Origin of the sequence: Campylobacter sp. BCW_6466 (assembly GCF_001762835.1) — a bacterium.
GTDB classification, from domain to species: Bacteria; Campylobacterota; Campylobacteria; order Campylobacterales; family Campylobacteraceae; genus Campylobacter_D; species Campylobacter_D jejuni.
Window position 1 is genome coordinate 59,336 of record NZ_MJXO01000067.1, and the last position, 14,824, is coordinate 74,159.

11 protein-coding genes and 1 pseudogene are annotated in these 14,824 nt (G+C 31.4%); 7 read left to right on the forward strand and 5 right to left on the reverse strand.

Translation table 11 applies throughout. From position 1 onward, the window contains the following. From AJ887_RS07135 to AJ887_RS09955, 3 genes and pseudogenes are all read left to right on the forward strand, one after another. On the forward strand, nt 1-483 hold the full coding sequence (locus tag AJ887_RS07135; protein ID WP_070285042.1) for an HIT family protein: 483 nt from the start codon (nt 1-3) through the stop codon (nt 481-483). Continuing rightward, nucleotides 476-1,474 carry a tRNA 2-selenouridine(34) synthase MnmH gene (gene mnmH, locus AJ887_RS07140; protein WP_070240617.1) on the forward strand — a complete coding sequence of 333 codons (999 nt, stop codon included), beginning with the start codon at nt 476-478 and terminating at the stop codon, nt 1,472-1,474. The genes AJ887_RS07135 and mnmH overlap by 8 nt, the downstream gene beginning before the upstream one ends. A 253-nt stretch (nt 1,475-1,727) precedes the next feature. Next, nucleotides 1,728-2,320: pseudogene (locus AJ887_RS09955) on the forward strand (hypothetical protein). 66 nt (nt 2,321-2,386) lie between these two features. Here AJ887_RS09955 and hemH read toward each other — a convergent pair. The 3 genes from hemH to AJ887_RS07155 are packed head-to-tail and all read right to left on the reverse strand — an operon-like array spanning nt 2,387 to nt 5,245. After that, nucleotides 2,387-3,304: a ferrochelatase gene (gene hemH, locus AJ887_RS07145; protein ID WP_070240574.1), complete on the reverse strand. Its 918-nt coding sequence runs from the start codon at nt 3,302-3,304 to the stop codon at nt 2,387-2,389. After that, entirely contained in the window at nt 3,301-4,167 is an 867-nt protein-coding gene (locus AJ887_RS07150) for a Gfo/Idh/MocA family protein (RefSeq protein ID WP_070240573.1), read from the reverse strand. The genes hemH and AJ887_RS07150 overlap by 4 nt, the downstream gene beginning before the upstream one ends. A gap of 4 nt (nt 4,168-4,171) precedes the next feature. Then, nucleotides 4,172-5,245, reverse strand: a complete 1,074-nt coding sequence (locus tag AJ887_RS07155) for a DegT/DnrJ/EryC1/StrS family aminotransferase (protein ID WP_070240572.1) — start codon at nt 5,243-5,245, stop codon at nt 4,172-4,174. A 114-nt stretch (nt 5,246-5,359) separates the two neighbouring features. Between AJ887_RS07155 and alaS the strand changes: the two genes are divergently transcribed. The 3 genes from alaS to AJ887_RS07170 are packed head-to-tail and all read left to right on the forward strand — an operon-like array spanning nt 5,360 to nt 10,367. Then, the gene (gene alaS / locus AJ887_RS07160; RefSeq protein ID WP_070240571.1) at nt 5,360-7,888 is read left to right on the forward strand and encodes an alanine--tRNA ligase; all 2,529 of its coding nucleotides are present in this window, start codon (nt 5,360-5,362) and stop codon (nt 7,886-7,888) included. Then, nucleotides 7,888-8,439 (forward strand): septum formation inhibitor Maf, encoded by a 552-nt coding sequence (gene maf, locus AJ887_RS07165; protein ID WP_002938074.1) that lies wholly within the window; start codon nt 7,888-7,890, stop codon nt 8,437-8,439. The genes alaS and maf overlap by 1 nt, the downstream gene beginning before the upstream one ends. Next, nucleotides 8,436-10,367, forward strand: a complete 1,932-nt coding sequence (locus AJ887_RS07170; RefSeq protein ID WP_070240570.1) for a penicillin-binding protein 1A — start codon at nt 8,436-8,438, stop codon at nt 10,365-10,367. Before maf ends, AJ887_RS07170 begins: the two co-directional genes overlap by 4 nt. 28 nt (nt 10,368-10,395) lie before the next feature. Here AJ887_RS07170 and AJ887_RS07175 read toward each other — a convergent pair whose 3' ends face one another. Both AJ887_RS07175 and AJ887_RS07180 read right to left on the reverse strand, forming a co-directional pair. Further along, nucleotides 10,396-12,969: an ATP-dependent Clp protease ATP-binding subunit gene (locus tag AJ887_RS07175; RefSeq protein WP_070240569.1), complete on the reverse strand. Its 2,574-nt coding sequence runs from the start codon at nt 12,967-12,969 to the stop codon at nt 10,396-10,398. Nucleotides 12,970-13,080: 111 nt separating this feature from the next. Further along, entirely contained in the window at nt 13,081-13,371 is a 291-nt protein-coding gene (locus AJ887_RS07180) for a metal-sensing transcriptional repressor (protein WP_002859054.1), read from the reverse strand. Nucleotides 13,372-13,488: 117 nt separating this feature from the next. On the opposite strand from AJ887_RS07180, the gene AJ887_RS07185 reads away from it, so the two are divergent. Next, nucleotides 13,489-14,823 carry a S41 family peptidase gene (locus AJ887_RS07185; RefSeq protein WP_079860897.1) on the forward strand — a complete coding sequence of 445 codons (1,335 nt, stop codon included), beginning with the start codon at nt 13,489-13,491 and terminating at the stop codon, nt 14,821-14,823. Nucleotide 14,824 lies beyond the last annotated feature (1 nt).

Consider the following 14,824-nt stretch of genomic DNA (forward strand, 5'->3'; position numbering starts at 1 on the left):
ATGCAATATTTGTATGCACCATGGCGGAGTGAGTATTTTGAAAAAGAAAAAACTGTTTGTCCATTTTGTGATTGTGCCAATAAGATCAAAAGTGATGAAGAATTAGGTGTGATTTTTAGAGTAAAGCATTGTTTTGGAGTGATGAACCGCTATCCTTATTCTGCGGGGCATTTTATGGTGATTCCTTATGTACATGAAGAGCATATAGAAAATTTAAGCGATGAAATTTGGCAAGAAATGAGCCATTTTGTGCGTTTGGGGGTAAAAATTTTAAAAGAGCAAATCCATGCAAATGGGGTCAATATCGGTATGAATTTAAGCAAAGATGCAGGAGCTGGCATAGCTTTTCATTGTCATTATCATCTAGTGCCACGCTGGGCAGGAGATACAAATTTTATCACAACCATAGGAGAAACTAGGGTTTGTGGCACTAATATCGAGCAAGTTTATCAAAAACTTGTTTTGGCTTTTAAAAATGCTTAGTGAAGTTGAATTTACAGAATTTCAAAAAGAAAATTTCTCTCTTTTAATCGATGCAAGAAGTCCTAGAGAATTTTTGCATTCTCATTTGATAGGAGCTTTAAATTTTTATGCACTCAATGATGAAGAATATCAAGAAATAGGAACGATTTATAAGAAAAATCAAGCTTTAGCCAAGGCTAGGGGTGCGAGTTATATTTGTCAAAATACCGCTAAACATATATTAGAAATCACTCAAAATTTTCGCATAGGAGAAAAGGTGGGGATTTATTGTTCTCGTGGGGGTTTGCGTTCAAAATCTATCGCAGTGATTTTAAGTGAGCTTGGTTTTAGAGTGGTGCGTTTAAAAGGTGGCTTTAAAGCTTATAGAACTTTTGTAACGCGTTATTTTGAAAATGAAATAAATTTTGATTTTTTTGCTCTTTGCGGCAATACAGGCTGTGGAAAAACAGAGCTTTTAGAACAACTCCCACAAGCTATAAATTTAGAAAAAATGGCAAATCATTTAGGCTCATCTTTTGGTGATATTTTAGGAAAACAACCTACGCAAAAAGCTTTTGAAGCAGAACTTTTTCACAATATGCAAAATTTAGAAAATTTTGCTTTCATAGAAAGTGAAAGTCGCAAAATAGGGGATATCATCTTACCTTTGAAATTTTATGAAAAAATGCAAAAGGCTTTTAAAATTTATTGTTTTTGTTCTTTGGAAAATCGCCTTAAAAGAATACAAAAAATTTATCAAGAAAAAATGACTCCTTTAAAATTTCAACAATGTGTGCAAAAAATCAGCCCTTATATCAGCTTAAATTTACGCCAAGAATTGCTTCAAAGTTATGAGAAAAAAGAATGGCAAAAGCTTATTATTATACTTTTGGAATATTATGATAAAACTTATAAAAAACCAGACAAGATTGATTTTGAGTTAAATACCGATGATATTTTAAAAGCTCAAGAAGAGCTTTTAGATCATTTTAAAGCGCAATTACTTTTTTAATATTAGATAATTTTATTAAATAATCAAATTTTTTCTTCATCATCTTACAATAATCCTTTTTTATCTTTGTTGTTTTTTAGCTTGGCCCAAATTTGTATTTTAATGCTAGTAAATTTGAATCATAGAGAAGTAAAATATTTTTTAAATCATTTTAAATATAATTATCTTGTAATTATATTTTGTAAGAAAGGGTAGGTAAGCGAATGTGGTAAATTCAAGTTTTATTGTATTGTGTACTCTGCTAGTTTTGCTTATGACTCCAGCTTTGGCAATGTTTTATTTGGGTATGGTAAGAAGTAAAAATACACTCAATACCATAATGAATTGCTTTATTGTTTTTAGTGTCATTACTTTACAATGGGTAGTGCTTGAGTGGCTCATCCATAAAAACCAACTATTTTAGGTGGACTTAGCGGGCTTGTAGTTGCGGTTATGTAGATTTTATGCTTCTCTTGTTATAGGGGCTTTGTCTTCTGTATTTTGTTATTTTGGTTTGAGTTTTATTAAATACAAACTCAAATAGGATTGATTCTTTAGATACTTTTTCTTTACACGGAATCGGAGGTGTTTGGGGAGGAATTGCTACAGGGCTTTTTGCAAGTGCTAAAGTAAATCCTAATGTGATTGCTTAAAATGCACTTGGCGAGATTTTATATCAGTGGAAGTTTAGAGCTTTTAAAAGAGCAAATTCTTGCTATTATGATTTGTATGTTTTTTCAGCTCTCATAAGCTTTATTATTTTTTAAGATCATTTCTTACTTTGCAGACTTAAGAGTGAAAGAAGAAGTAAAACAAAAAGGCTTAGATGTGAGTTTGCGCGGAGAAAAAGCTTATACTTTGGCTTAGTCAGCTAAATTTTTACCAAAAAGTCCTTGTTAATCTTTAAAAAAATGATAGACAAGGGTCTCAAATTCATTCTTGGTTAAGATCAGATAAATACTTTAAAATAAATTCCATAAATTCATCACTATCATTAGAGCAACTTATCAAATCATAATCACATTTTGCTAAATGTTTATACTCCATACCTAGTTCAAAAATCGTTTCAGAACAATCTATACAAAAAGAAATAGGATAAATCAAAGCTTTATCGTTTAAATTTGCCAAAATATCGCTTGTATTTGGTTCAAGCCATTTTACAGGGCCTAGTTTAGATTGATAAGCTAAAATAAATTCATCAAAATGATCTTTTAGCCTTTCTTTTAAAATTTCTACATGATCATTTACATGCTTTTCGTATAAATCACCCTTATCAATAATACTTTGTGGTAAAGAATGCGCTGAAAAAATCAAAATTTTGGCATCAAATTTATTTTTTTTAGCCAAAATGTGCGAAATTATCATCTCATTATAAAGTTCATTTTTGTAAAAAATATCTATAGTTTTTACTTTTGCTTGAATTTTTTGCTTTGAAATTTCATTTTGCAGAACTTCTAAAGATGAAGTTACTGTGGTACAAGAATGGTGCGGATAAAGTGGAAAAAGAATGATTTCATCATTTTCATTTAAAGCGTATTTTTGCAAAATTTTTGTGGCAAAAGGAGGCACATAAAGATTTACAAAATCAAATTTAAATTCATCTTGTTTTAAATTAAGCTTGTTGCATAGGCTTTGAGTAAGTTCGTTTAAAGGGGATTTTCCGCCCATTTTTTTATAGTTTTCTTGCATAGCTTTAACGCGAGCCTTTGTTATAATCCATGCTACAAATTTTCTTAAAAATCGATTTTTGATTCCTAAAATATAAGGATCATTAAACATATTTTTTAAAAAAACTTCACAATCTTGTAAATTTGTAGCTCCGCCCATATTTAAAAATAAAACTAATTTCACGCAAACCTTTCTAAAATTTCTTGAACTTTGTAAGCATCGCTTGTGCTAGCTAGATGATTGGGTTGATTATCGATAAGTTTTAACAAAGCTTCATGTTCTGAAAAAAGTGGACTTTGTTGAGTAAGTTCTATAAAATTTCCATCTTTTAATAAAGAAAAGTCATTTAAATTGGCTTCATAAAAATGATTTTTAGTAATAAGATGAATTTTTCTTAGTTTTTGTGCGCTATTCCAACTTTGATGTATACTAGCAATACATTTTTCAAGCTCACATAGAATAATGCTTTCACTTTCTCTTGTTTGATCTTGGGTATATTTTTTAAGCAAATTGGTTTTTGTTATTTCTTGCTTGCTTAAAAAACAAAGCAAATCAAGATCATGTACAGCCAAATCTTGCAAAATCCCTACATCGCTGATTCTTTGTGGGTAGGGTGAAAATCTTTGTATGTTAATGCTGATAATTTCTTCATTTTCAAGCTCTTTTTTTAGGGCTAAAACCGCAGGATTAAATCTTTCGCAAAAACCTACGCCTACTTTTATGCTGTATTCTTTAGCTAAATTTGAAATTTCGTCTATTTCTTTTAAATTTAGAGCTAAAGGCTTTTCGATTAAAACGCATTTGCATTGTTTAAAAACTTTTTTTGCTATTGCTAAATGTGAATTTGTAGGTGTTGCTATGATGATAATATCATTATTTTGATTTAAAAATTTATTCAAATCATCATAAAAAATATCATCAAAAATATTTAGATTTGGATTTTTGCAAAGATCAAAAAGTGCATTAAGCTTAAAATGAGAATTTTTGCTAAGTTCATTTAAGTGGTTTTGCCCCATTTTTCCAAGGCCTATGATACCTATTTTCATGGAATTAATCTTTAAAAATATAAATAACTTGTTCTTGTTCTTCTTCGCTTAAAAAAGGTGAAAAAGGCAAAGATAAGATGTGTTTGCTTGCATATTCTGAATTTTTAAGTTCTAAATTTGAAAACTCACTAAAGCAAGGTTGTTTATGCAAAGGGGTTGGATAGTGTATAGCATAAGGTATATTAGCTTTTTCAAATTTTTGCAATACACTAGATCTATCTTCAACTAAAACGCTGTATTGTGCATAAGCGCTAAAAGCATTTGGATCAATTTGCGGAATTTGGCAGTTTTTTAAATTTGCATTATAAATTTGTGCTAATTTTTGTCTTTTGTCTAATTCTTTTTCTAGGTATTTTAACTTAACATTTAAAATCGCCGCTTGCAAGGTGTCAAGGCGTCCATTTATACCTATAAATTCATGTTTATAACGCTGAGTTTGTCCGTGATTGAGTAAAATTCTTATTTTTTTAGCAATTTCATCATCATGGCAAAAAATAGCCCCACCATCGCCATAAGCTCCCAAAGGTTTTGAAGGAAAAAAGCTCGTGCATGAAATTTTAGCTATGGAGCAGGATTTTTCTCCTTTGAAACTTGCACCAAAACTTTGTGCACCATCTTCGATCAAAGTGATATTTTTATTTTTTAAAATTTCTTCTAAAGCCCTTAAATCACTCATTTGTCCAAACATGCTTACTGCTATAACGGCTTTGGTTTTTGGGGTTATTGCTTTTTGCACTGCTTCAAAATCAAGATTGTAATTTGATAAATTTATATCTACAAAAACAGGTTTTGCACCTACTAAGGCCACAACTTCAGCTGTTGCTATGAAAGTAAAACTAGGCACTATAACTTCATCATCTTTGCCAATATCTAAGGCTCTTAAGGCAAGATATAAAGCACTGGTTCCACTTGAACAACCTATAGCGTGTTTAACACCCAAAAAATGAGCTAAATTCTGCTCAAATTCGTTAAGCTTTGCACCGCCTATAAAAGAAGAGCTTGATAAAACGCTTTCAATTTCAGCATTGATTTCATCTTTGTATGCGAGATATTGGGCTTGAAGATTGATAAAATTCATAAAAAACCTTAGAGAAATAAAATTAAATAAAAATGTTTATTGTATTTTAGTTTTACTTAATTTAAAGTAATTTTGGTATGATATGTTTTTATAAAAATTTCTTTAGGAAAATTCATGGATATTAGAAAAGCTTATTTGGATTTTTTTGCATCAAAAGGACATGAGATAACCCCATCAAGCCCTTTAGTTCCTGATGATGCAACTTTACTTTTTACTAATGCGGGTATGGTGCCTTTTAAAAGTATATTTACAGGAGAAATTCCACGCCCAAACCCTCCACGCAAAACAAGCTGTCAAACTTGTATAAGAGCTGGCGGAAAGCACAATGACTTAGATAATGTAGGATATACCGCACGCCATCATACTTTTTTTGAAATGCTTGGAAATTTTAGCTTTGGAGATTATTTTAAAGAACAAGCCATAGCTTATGCTTGGGAATTTGTAACTGAAGTTTTAAAACTACCTAAAGATAGGCTTTATGTAACCGTGCATGAAAACGATGATGAAGCTTTTAATCTATGGCAAAAACACATTCAAAAAGAAAGAATTTACAAATTTGGCGATAAAGATAATTTCTGGCAAATGGGCGATACTGGTCCTTGTGGTCCTTGTAGTGAGATTTTTTATGACCAAGGAGAAGAGCATTTTAACTCAAGCGAAGATTATATGGGCGGAGATGGAGATAGATTTTTAGAAATCTGGAATCTTGTTTTTATGCAATATGAAAGAAGTGCTGATGGAGTGCTTAGCCCACTACCAAAGCCAAGCATTGATACGGGAATGGGACTTGAAAGAGTAACAGCGATTAAAGAAGGTAAATTCAGCAATTTTGATAGCTCGCTTTTTATGCCAATCATCAATGAAATTTCAAAACTTTGTAATAAAACTTATGTTTATGAAAGCGGAGCAAGTTTTAGAGTCATAGCTGATCATATAAGATCAAGTGTATTTTTACTTGCGCAAGGGGTAAGTTTTGATAAAGAAGGTAGAGGTTATGTTTTGCGTCGTATTTTGCGTCGTGCTTTAAGACATGGATATTTGTTAGGTTTTAAACAAGCTTTTATGTATAAACTAGTTGATGTTGTATGCGATTTAATGGGCGGACATTATACCTATCTTAATGAGAAAAAAGACTTTATAAAAGAACAAATTCGCCTTGAAGAAGAAAGATTTTTAAGCACTATAGAAAATGGGATTGAAATTTTTAATGAAGAGCTTAAAAACACTAAAGAAATTTTTAGCGGAGAAGTAGCCTTTAAACTTTATGATACTTATGGTTTTCCGCTTGATTTAACGGCTGATATGCTAAGAGAAAAAAATCTTAAAGTTGATGAAGAAAAATTTGAACTTTTAATGAATGAGCAAAAAGCACGCGCTAAGGCTTCTTGGAAAGGAAGTGGAGATAAAACTGCAAGCGGAGATTTTAAAAACTTGCTTGAAAAATTTGGAGAAAATCATTTCGTAGGTTATGAAAAAGCAGAATGCGAAAGTAAAATTTTAGCCCTTTTAGATGAAGATTTTAAAGAAGTTTCTACCCTTAAAGATGCGGGTTGGGTGATGCTTGAAAACACGCCTTTTTATGCGACAAGTGGGGGGCAAAGTGCTGATAGTGGATTTATAGCCAAGCGTGAAGTTTTAGATACGCAAAAGTTTTTTAATCTCAATCTTAGCTTTGTAAAAGCAGGGGAAGAACTAAAAGTTGGCGATATAGTTCATGCAAGAATCGATACAGAAAAAAGAGAGCAAATCGCACGCCACCACTCAGCCACTCATCTTTTACACCATGCTTTAAGAGAAATTTTAGGTTCTCATGTAAGTCAAGCAGGATCTTTGGTTGAAAGCAATAAACTAAGATTTGATTTTACTCATCATAAAGCTTTAAGCAAAGAAGAGCTAGAAAGCATTGAAAAAAGAGTCAATGAAATGATTATAAACTCAAGCGAAGCTATCTTAGAAAATATGCCTTTAGAAGAAGCTAAAAAAAGCGGTGCTATAGCATTGTTTAATGAAAAATACCAAGGCAATGTGCGTGTTTTAACTCTAGGTGAAAGCAAGGAACTTTGCGGAGGAACCCATGTTAAAAATACTGCTCAAATAGGAAGTTTTTACATAGTTAAAGAAAGCGGTGTGAGTGCTGGAGTTAGACGCATTGAAGCTGTGGTTTCTAAAGCGGCTTTAGAATTTGTAAAAAATCAATTTGAAGAACTTTCTAAAGCAAAAGATGAACTTAAAAATAATGATATTTTAAGCGGGGTTAAAAAGCTTAAAAATGAAATTTTAAGTTTAAAAAATGAGCTTAAAAATTCAAGTAAAACCGAGCTTGATTCTAAAAATATCCAAGGTGTTGAAATTTGCGTAAAACGCGTAGATAATGGCGATATTAAAGCTATGATTGATGATTTTAAAAATAAATTTGCTAAAGCGGTGATTTTACTTATTCAAGTAAAAGATGAAAAAATCACTTTAGCAGCTGGTGTTAAAGATGCACCTTTAAAAGCAGGAGCTTTGGTTAAGGAAGCGGCGCAAATTTTAGGTGGAAATGGTGGCGGAAGAGATGATTTTGCTACTGCAGGTGGAAAAGATTTAAGCAAAATCAATGAAGCTTTAAAACAAAGCTTAGAAACGATAGAAAAAGCACTTTAATGTTAATTCTTGCTTCAAGTTCCATTTCAAGAGCTAACTTGCTTAAAACCGCAAAGATTGATTTTAGGCAAGTTAGTTTTGATTATGATGAAAATTTAAATAAAAATATTTCACCTTTTTTATATGTTCAAAAAATAGTTCTTGAAAAAGAAAGACAATTTTTAAGTGCTTTAGGCAAAGATTTTCAAAACCAAAATTTGCTTTTTGCAGATAGTATAGTTTGTATAGATGAAAAAATTCTTACCAAAGCAAAGGATAAAAAAGAAGCTTATGAAATGCTTGCCTTGCAAAATGGAAAGTATGCAAGTATTTTATCGGCTTTTTTGCTTGTAAAACCTGAAAAAAGAGTTTTTTCTCTTTCAAAAACTACGCTTTATTTTAAAAATTTTGATGAAAATGCTTTAAGAGATTATGTAGAAAATGATCTTTATAAAGGCAAGGCGGGTTGTATTATGTGTGAGGGTTTTCATCAAAATTTCATCACCCAACAAGTAGGAAATCTAAGCACTGCTTTAGGGCTTGATATCCAAACTTTAAAGGCTTATTTATGAAAATATTAAAATATATTTTTTCATTTTTTACTCTTTTGTTTATAGCTGGATTTATTTATGTGGCTTATCTTTTCACAAGTGCTGATACTGAGGGTTATACTTTTAAAGAATACAAACCTCCTCTTACAACACAAATTTACGATAGAAATGGCAAGCTTGTGGCTAATATTTTTGAACAGCATCGTTTTTACGCTCCTTATGAAGAGCTTCCTCCACGCCTTATAGAAGCTTTGGTTGCTATAGAAGATACAAGCTTTTTTGAACATAATGGAGTTAATATTGATGCCATTTTTAGAGCTGCTGTAAAAATCATAAAAAGCGCTGGAAAAACCATGGAAGGAGCTTCCACTCTTACCCAGCAATTTATTAAAAACACAGAATTAACCCCAGAAAGAACTATTACGCGTAAAATTCGCGAAGCTTTGCTTGCTTATAAAATGGAAACCATTTTAACTAAAGAGCAAATTTTAGAAAGGTATTTAAATTTTATCTTTTTTGGACATGGGTATTATGGAGTAAAAACCGCATCTTTGGGGTATTTTCATAAAAATTTAAATGAATTAAGCCTTAAAGAGATTGCTATGTTAGTAGGTATGCCAAAAGCACCTAGCAGTTATGATCCTACAAAGCATTTAGATCTTTCCATCTCAAGAGCAAATAATGTTATTTCAAGAATGTATAATCTAGGTTGGATTTCAAAAGCAGATTATGATACAGCTATTAAAGAAATTCCGCAAGTTTATGATGACACGCTTACTCAAAATGCTGCTCCTTATGTCGTAGATGAAGTGATTAAACAATTAAGCCCTAATATCAAAGACTTAAAAACAGGTGGATATAAAATCATTTTAAATATAGACTTAGATGTTCAAAATATGGCGCAGAATGCTTTGAAATTTGGTTATGATGAGATAGTAAAACGCGATAAAGATGCAAATTTAAGCACTTTAAACGGAGCTATGGTCGTGGTAAATCATCAAAGTGGCGATGTTTTAGCTTTGGTAGGTGGGGTTGATTATGAAAAAAGTAATTATAACCGTGCTACTCAAAGTATGCGTCAACCTGGAAGCTCTTTTAAACCTTTTGTGTATCAAGTGGCGATTAATTTAGGATATTCGCCTATGAGTGAAATTGCTGATATTTCTAGAATTTTTGAAGGTGGAGCGGGTAATAATGAGGATTGGAAACCTAAAAATGAAGGGGGTAAATTTTTAGGTTTAATTACCTTAAAAGAAGCTTTAACAAGATCAAGAAATTTAGCTACCATTAATCTCGCACTTGATATGGGGCTTGATGTTCTTTACTCTAAACTAATGGAATTTGGATTTAAAGATATACCGCCTAATTTATCAATCGTATTGGGAAGTTTTGGTATTTCTCCTTTGGAGTATTCGAAATTTTATACCATGTTTGGGAACTATGGAACGATTAAAGATCCTCAAATTATCAGACAAGTTCAGGATAAAACCGGTAAAACCATCATGGAATTTAACTCAAATGAGCGTAAAGTCAGCGATGAAGCGCAAAGTTTTCTGGTTTTAGATATGATGAGAAATGTTGTTGAAAAAGGCACAGGGCGTAATGCAAGAGTAAAAGATATAGAAATAGCAGGAAAAACAGGAACAACGAATAAAAGTGTTGATGCTTGGTTTTGTGGACTTACGCCTGAAATAGAAGCAATCATTTGGTATGGAAATGATAACAACAAGCCTATGCGTTATACAGAAGGTGGCGCTAGAACGGCTGCTCCTGTGTTTAGAGAATTTTTAACTCAATATATAGAAAAATTCCCTGATACAACTAGAAAATTTAGCATTCCTAATGGAGTTTATCGTGGAAATTATAAAGGAGAAAGTGCTTATTATACCACCAAATCACCATTACCAAAAGTAAATATGAAATTTAATGAAAGTGAGATTATATTTTGAAAGTAGTTCCTTTCTACTTTCAAAATGATTAAGCTTTTTTGATGATTATTTCATCATCTTTTGCATCAATGATAATGCTATCATTTTCATGAAGTTCATCAGCAAGTATCATATCGCTTAATTTATCTTCTATAAGATCATAAATAGCTCTTCTTAAAGGTCTAGCACCAAAATCAGGATCAAAACCATCTTTAGCGATTAAAAGGGCTGCATTTTCGCTTAAACTTGCTTTTATCCCTTTGTTTTCTAAGCTCATTTGTAAATCTTTAAATAAAAGCTTGACTATTTCATAAGCTTCATCTTTTCCAAGTGGATTAAAGGTGATAATATCATCTAAGCGGTTTAAAAACTCAGGTTTAAAGAAATTTTTTAACTCATTTTTTACCGCATCTTCTTGTTCTTTTCCACTTAAATTCATAATAGCACTTGAGGCGATATTAGAAGTTAAAATGATAATGGTATTTTTAAAATCCACTGTTACACCTTTGCTATCGGTTGCTCTACCATCATCTAAAATCCCTAAAAGCACATTAAATACATCTTTATGTGCTTTTTCAACTTCATCAAACAAAAGCACGCTATAAGGTTTTCTTCGTACAGCTTCAGTAAGCTCTCCACCTTCTTCATGCCCTATGTATCCTGGAGGCGCACCTAAGAGTCTTGAAACACTATGTTTTTCCATAAATTCACTCATATCAAAGCGAATCATTGCTTTTTCATCATCAAATAAAAATTTCGCCAAAGCTTTAGCTGATTGTGTTTTTCCTACCCCTGTTGGCCCTAAAAATAAAAAGCTTCCTATAGGTTTATTGTCCGCATTAAGTCCTGCTTTGTTGCGTTTAATGGCTCTAGCTAAAGCACTTAAGGCCTTATCTTGTCCTATGACACTTTCTTTTAAATGTTTTTCCACTTCTAAGAATTTTTGTTTTTCAGAGGTTAGCATTTTTTGCACGCTAATACCTGTCCATTTGCTTAAAATTCCAGCAACCAAATCCTCATCTACTTGATTTTTAAGTAAAACTCCATTTTCGCTCATTTTTTTCCATTTATCTTCTAAAATTTCTACTTCTTTTTCAAGACTTGGAATTTTTCCATACTCTAGCTCGGCTGCTTTTTGAAATTCACCTCTAGCTTTAGCTAAAGAAGCTTCATTTTTAAGTAGATCAATTTCTTTTTTCTTAGTGCTTATATCATCAAAAACACTTTTTTCATTTTCAAACTGTGAATTTAGGGCATTTTGTTTTTCTTTTAAATTAGCTAGTTCTTTTGCGATTTCATTAAGTCTTTTTTGATTTTTCTCGTCATTTTCCATTTTTAAAGCTTCATTTTCAACTTCTAAAGTTTCTATATCTTTGCGTACTTTTCTTAAAGAACTTGGTTCGCTTTCAATTTGCATTTTCAGTTCAGCTGCAGCTTCATCGATTAAATCAATAGCCTTATCAGGTAAAAAACGATCCGCTATATAACGCTTTGAAAGTTTAGCTGCGGCTACTAAAGCGCTATCATTTATAGTTACATTATGATGAATTTCAAGCTTTTCTTTTATACCCCTTAACATAGCCAAAGCCTCATTAACACTTGGCTCACCTACATTTACAGGCTGAAAACGGCGCTGCAAGGCTGCATCTTTTTCAAAATATTTACGATATTCTTTTAAAGTAGTTGCGCCTATGGTATGGAGTTCACCTCTTGCAAGAGCGGGTTTTAAAATATTTGCCGCATCCATACTACCTTCACTCGCTCCAGCACCTACTATAGTGTGAATTTCATCGATAAAAAGAATGATATTTTCACTTTTTATCACTTCATTAACCACAGTTTTTAATCTATCTTCAAATTCTCCTCTGTATTTTGCACCTGCAATTAAAGCACTCATATCAAGAGCGATGACTTTTTTATTTTGTAAAGATTTTGGAACATCTTTTTTGATAATTCTTTGCGCTAAAGCTTCTACTATAGCTGTTTTTCCTACACCTGGTTCACCTAAAAGTATAGGGTTATTTTTGGTTTTACGTATTAAAATTTGCATCAAGCGTTCGATTTCTTCTTCTCTACCTATAACAGGATCGAGTTTACCCTCACTTGCTTTTAAGGTTAAATCTATACCAAATTTATTTAAGCTATCTAAGGTTTCATCGCTTGTTTTGCTATCTATTTTGCGTCCTGCTCTTAGACTTTCAAGCTCTTTTTGAAATTCTCTTAAATCTAAAAATTGCGCTAAAATTTCTTTAATAGGACTTTTTTGACTTTCACTTATAAGCCAAGTATCCACACTTAAATAACTATCTCCATTAGCACTCATCAATCCTTTAGCATTTTCTAATGAATTTATAAGTTCATTGGAAAAGCGTATATTTTCACGGCTTACATTTGAACTCGTTGCAAGTTTTGAAATTCTGCTTTTAATTTCAAGCTCTAAGGCTTCTTTAGAAATATTTAATTTATTTAAAATTTGATTTAAAATACTTGTACTATCTACGCTTAAAGCCCATAAAAGGTGCAAAGATACGACTTCGGTATTTTTAGAATGTATAGCTAAAGATGCTGCACTTTCAAGGTTTGAAAGCATATTATCAGTTAAAAAATCTTGTATATTTGCCATGTTTTATCCTTTATTTAGTTTATATACTTGACATTATATAACTTTAGTCATATAATGTCAAGTTAATTTAGTAAAATTTTTTAAATAATAGGACAAATGACTAATTTTAGATTATTTCATAAACATATCTATAGCCTTGTTTAATTCTTCTATGCTTTGAATATCATTTTCTTCTATAGCATGTACCATACAATGAGCTAAATGTTCTTTTAAAACTACTTTTGCGGTATTGTTAACTTCGGCTTTTACGGCAGCAAGCTGGATTAAAATTTCACTACAGTCTTTGTCATTTTCAACCATTCTTTTAATAGCACTTAAATGCCCTATGGTTCTACTTAGACGATTGCAAACTGCTTTAAGATGTTTTTGAGAATGTGTATGAGTATGTTTTTCTTGGCACATTGTATTAACTTTCTTTTTGGAATTTTTAGTCTATTTTAACATATTTTTAAGAATTTAAATTTATTTACGAAGTTTTAAGTAATTTTTATTAAAATTTACTCTTTAAACTAAAACTCAATAATGGAGCTTATTTTGAAAACAAAACGATTTTTTGCAGGTCTTGCAGGCTTTGCCACTACTTTTATTTTATGTCTATTTTTAACGAGTCATTTACAAGCTAAAGTTGATCAAAAAGAAGAGCAGGTTCAAAAACGCCTAGAAGCTTTAGATAAGCTTACAAAAACTCTTGCCATAGTAGAGCAATATTATGTGGATGATCAAAATATCAGCGATTTGGTGGATAAATCTTTATCAGGGCTTTTAAGCAATCTTGATGCGCATTCTTCTTTTTTAAATGAAAAAGATTTTAATGATATGAAAATTCAAACCAATGGTGAATTTGGTGGCCTTGGTATAACCGTAGGTATGAAAGATGGTGCTTTAACAGTTGTTTCTCCTATAGAAGGAACACCAGCAGATAAAGCAGGGATAAAATCAGGAGATATTATTTTAAAAATTAATGATGAGGCCACTTTAGGAATTAATCTCAATGATGCGGTAGATAAAATGCGTGGTAAGCCAAAAACTCAAATCACTTTAACCATTTTTAGAAAAGGTGCAACAAAACCTTTTGATGTTGCACTTACAAGAGAAATTATTAAGATAGAAAGTGTTTATGCAAAAATGATAGAAAATGAAAACATTCTTTATCTTAGGGTTACAAATTTTGATAAAAATGTTGTAGATGTGGCAAGTAAAGAACTTAAAAAATATCCTAATGTTAAAGGAGTTATTTTAGATCTTAGAAATAATCCTGGTGGACTTTTAAATCAAGCCATAGGACTTGTAAATTTATTTGTAGATAAAGGTGTTATTGTTTCTCAAAAAGGACGCATCGCAAGTGAAAATCAGGAATATAAAGCCGATCCTAAAAACAAAATTTCTAATGCTTCTTTGGTTGTGCTTGTAAATGGTGGAAGTGCTAGTGCAAGTGAAATTGTAAGTGGAGCTTTACAAGATCTTAAACGCGGTGTTATTGTGGGTGAAAATACTTTTGGAAAAGGTAGTGTTCAGCAAATCATACCTATTAATAAAACTGAAGCTTTAAGGCTTACTATTGCAAGATATTATCTTCCAAGCGGGCGTACTATTCAAGCAGTGGGTGTAAAACCTGATATTGAAGTTTTTCCAGGTAAAGTAAATACTCAAGAAGATGGTTTTTCTATAAAAGAAAGCGACTTAAAACAACATTTAGAAAGTGAGCTTGAAAAAATAGATAAAAATAAAAAAGAAGATAAACAAGAAAATAAAGACAATAAAAATCTAATCAGTCAAAAACAAATCAATGATGACGCACAGTTAAAATCAGCTATTGATACTATTAAAATTTTAAATATCAAACAAGGACAATAAA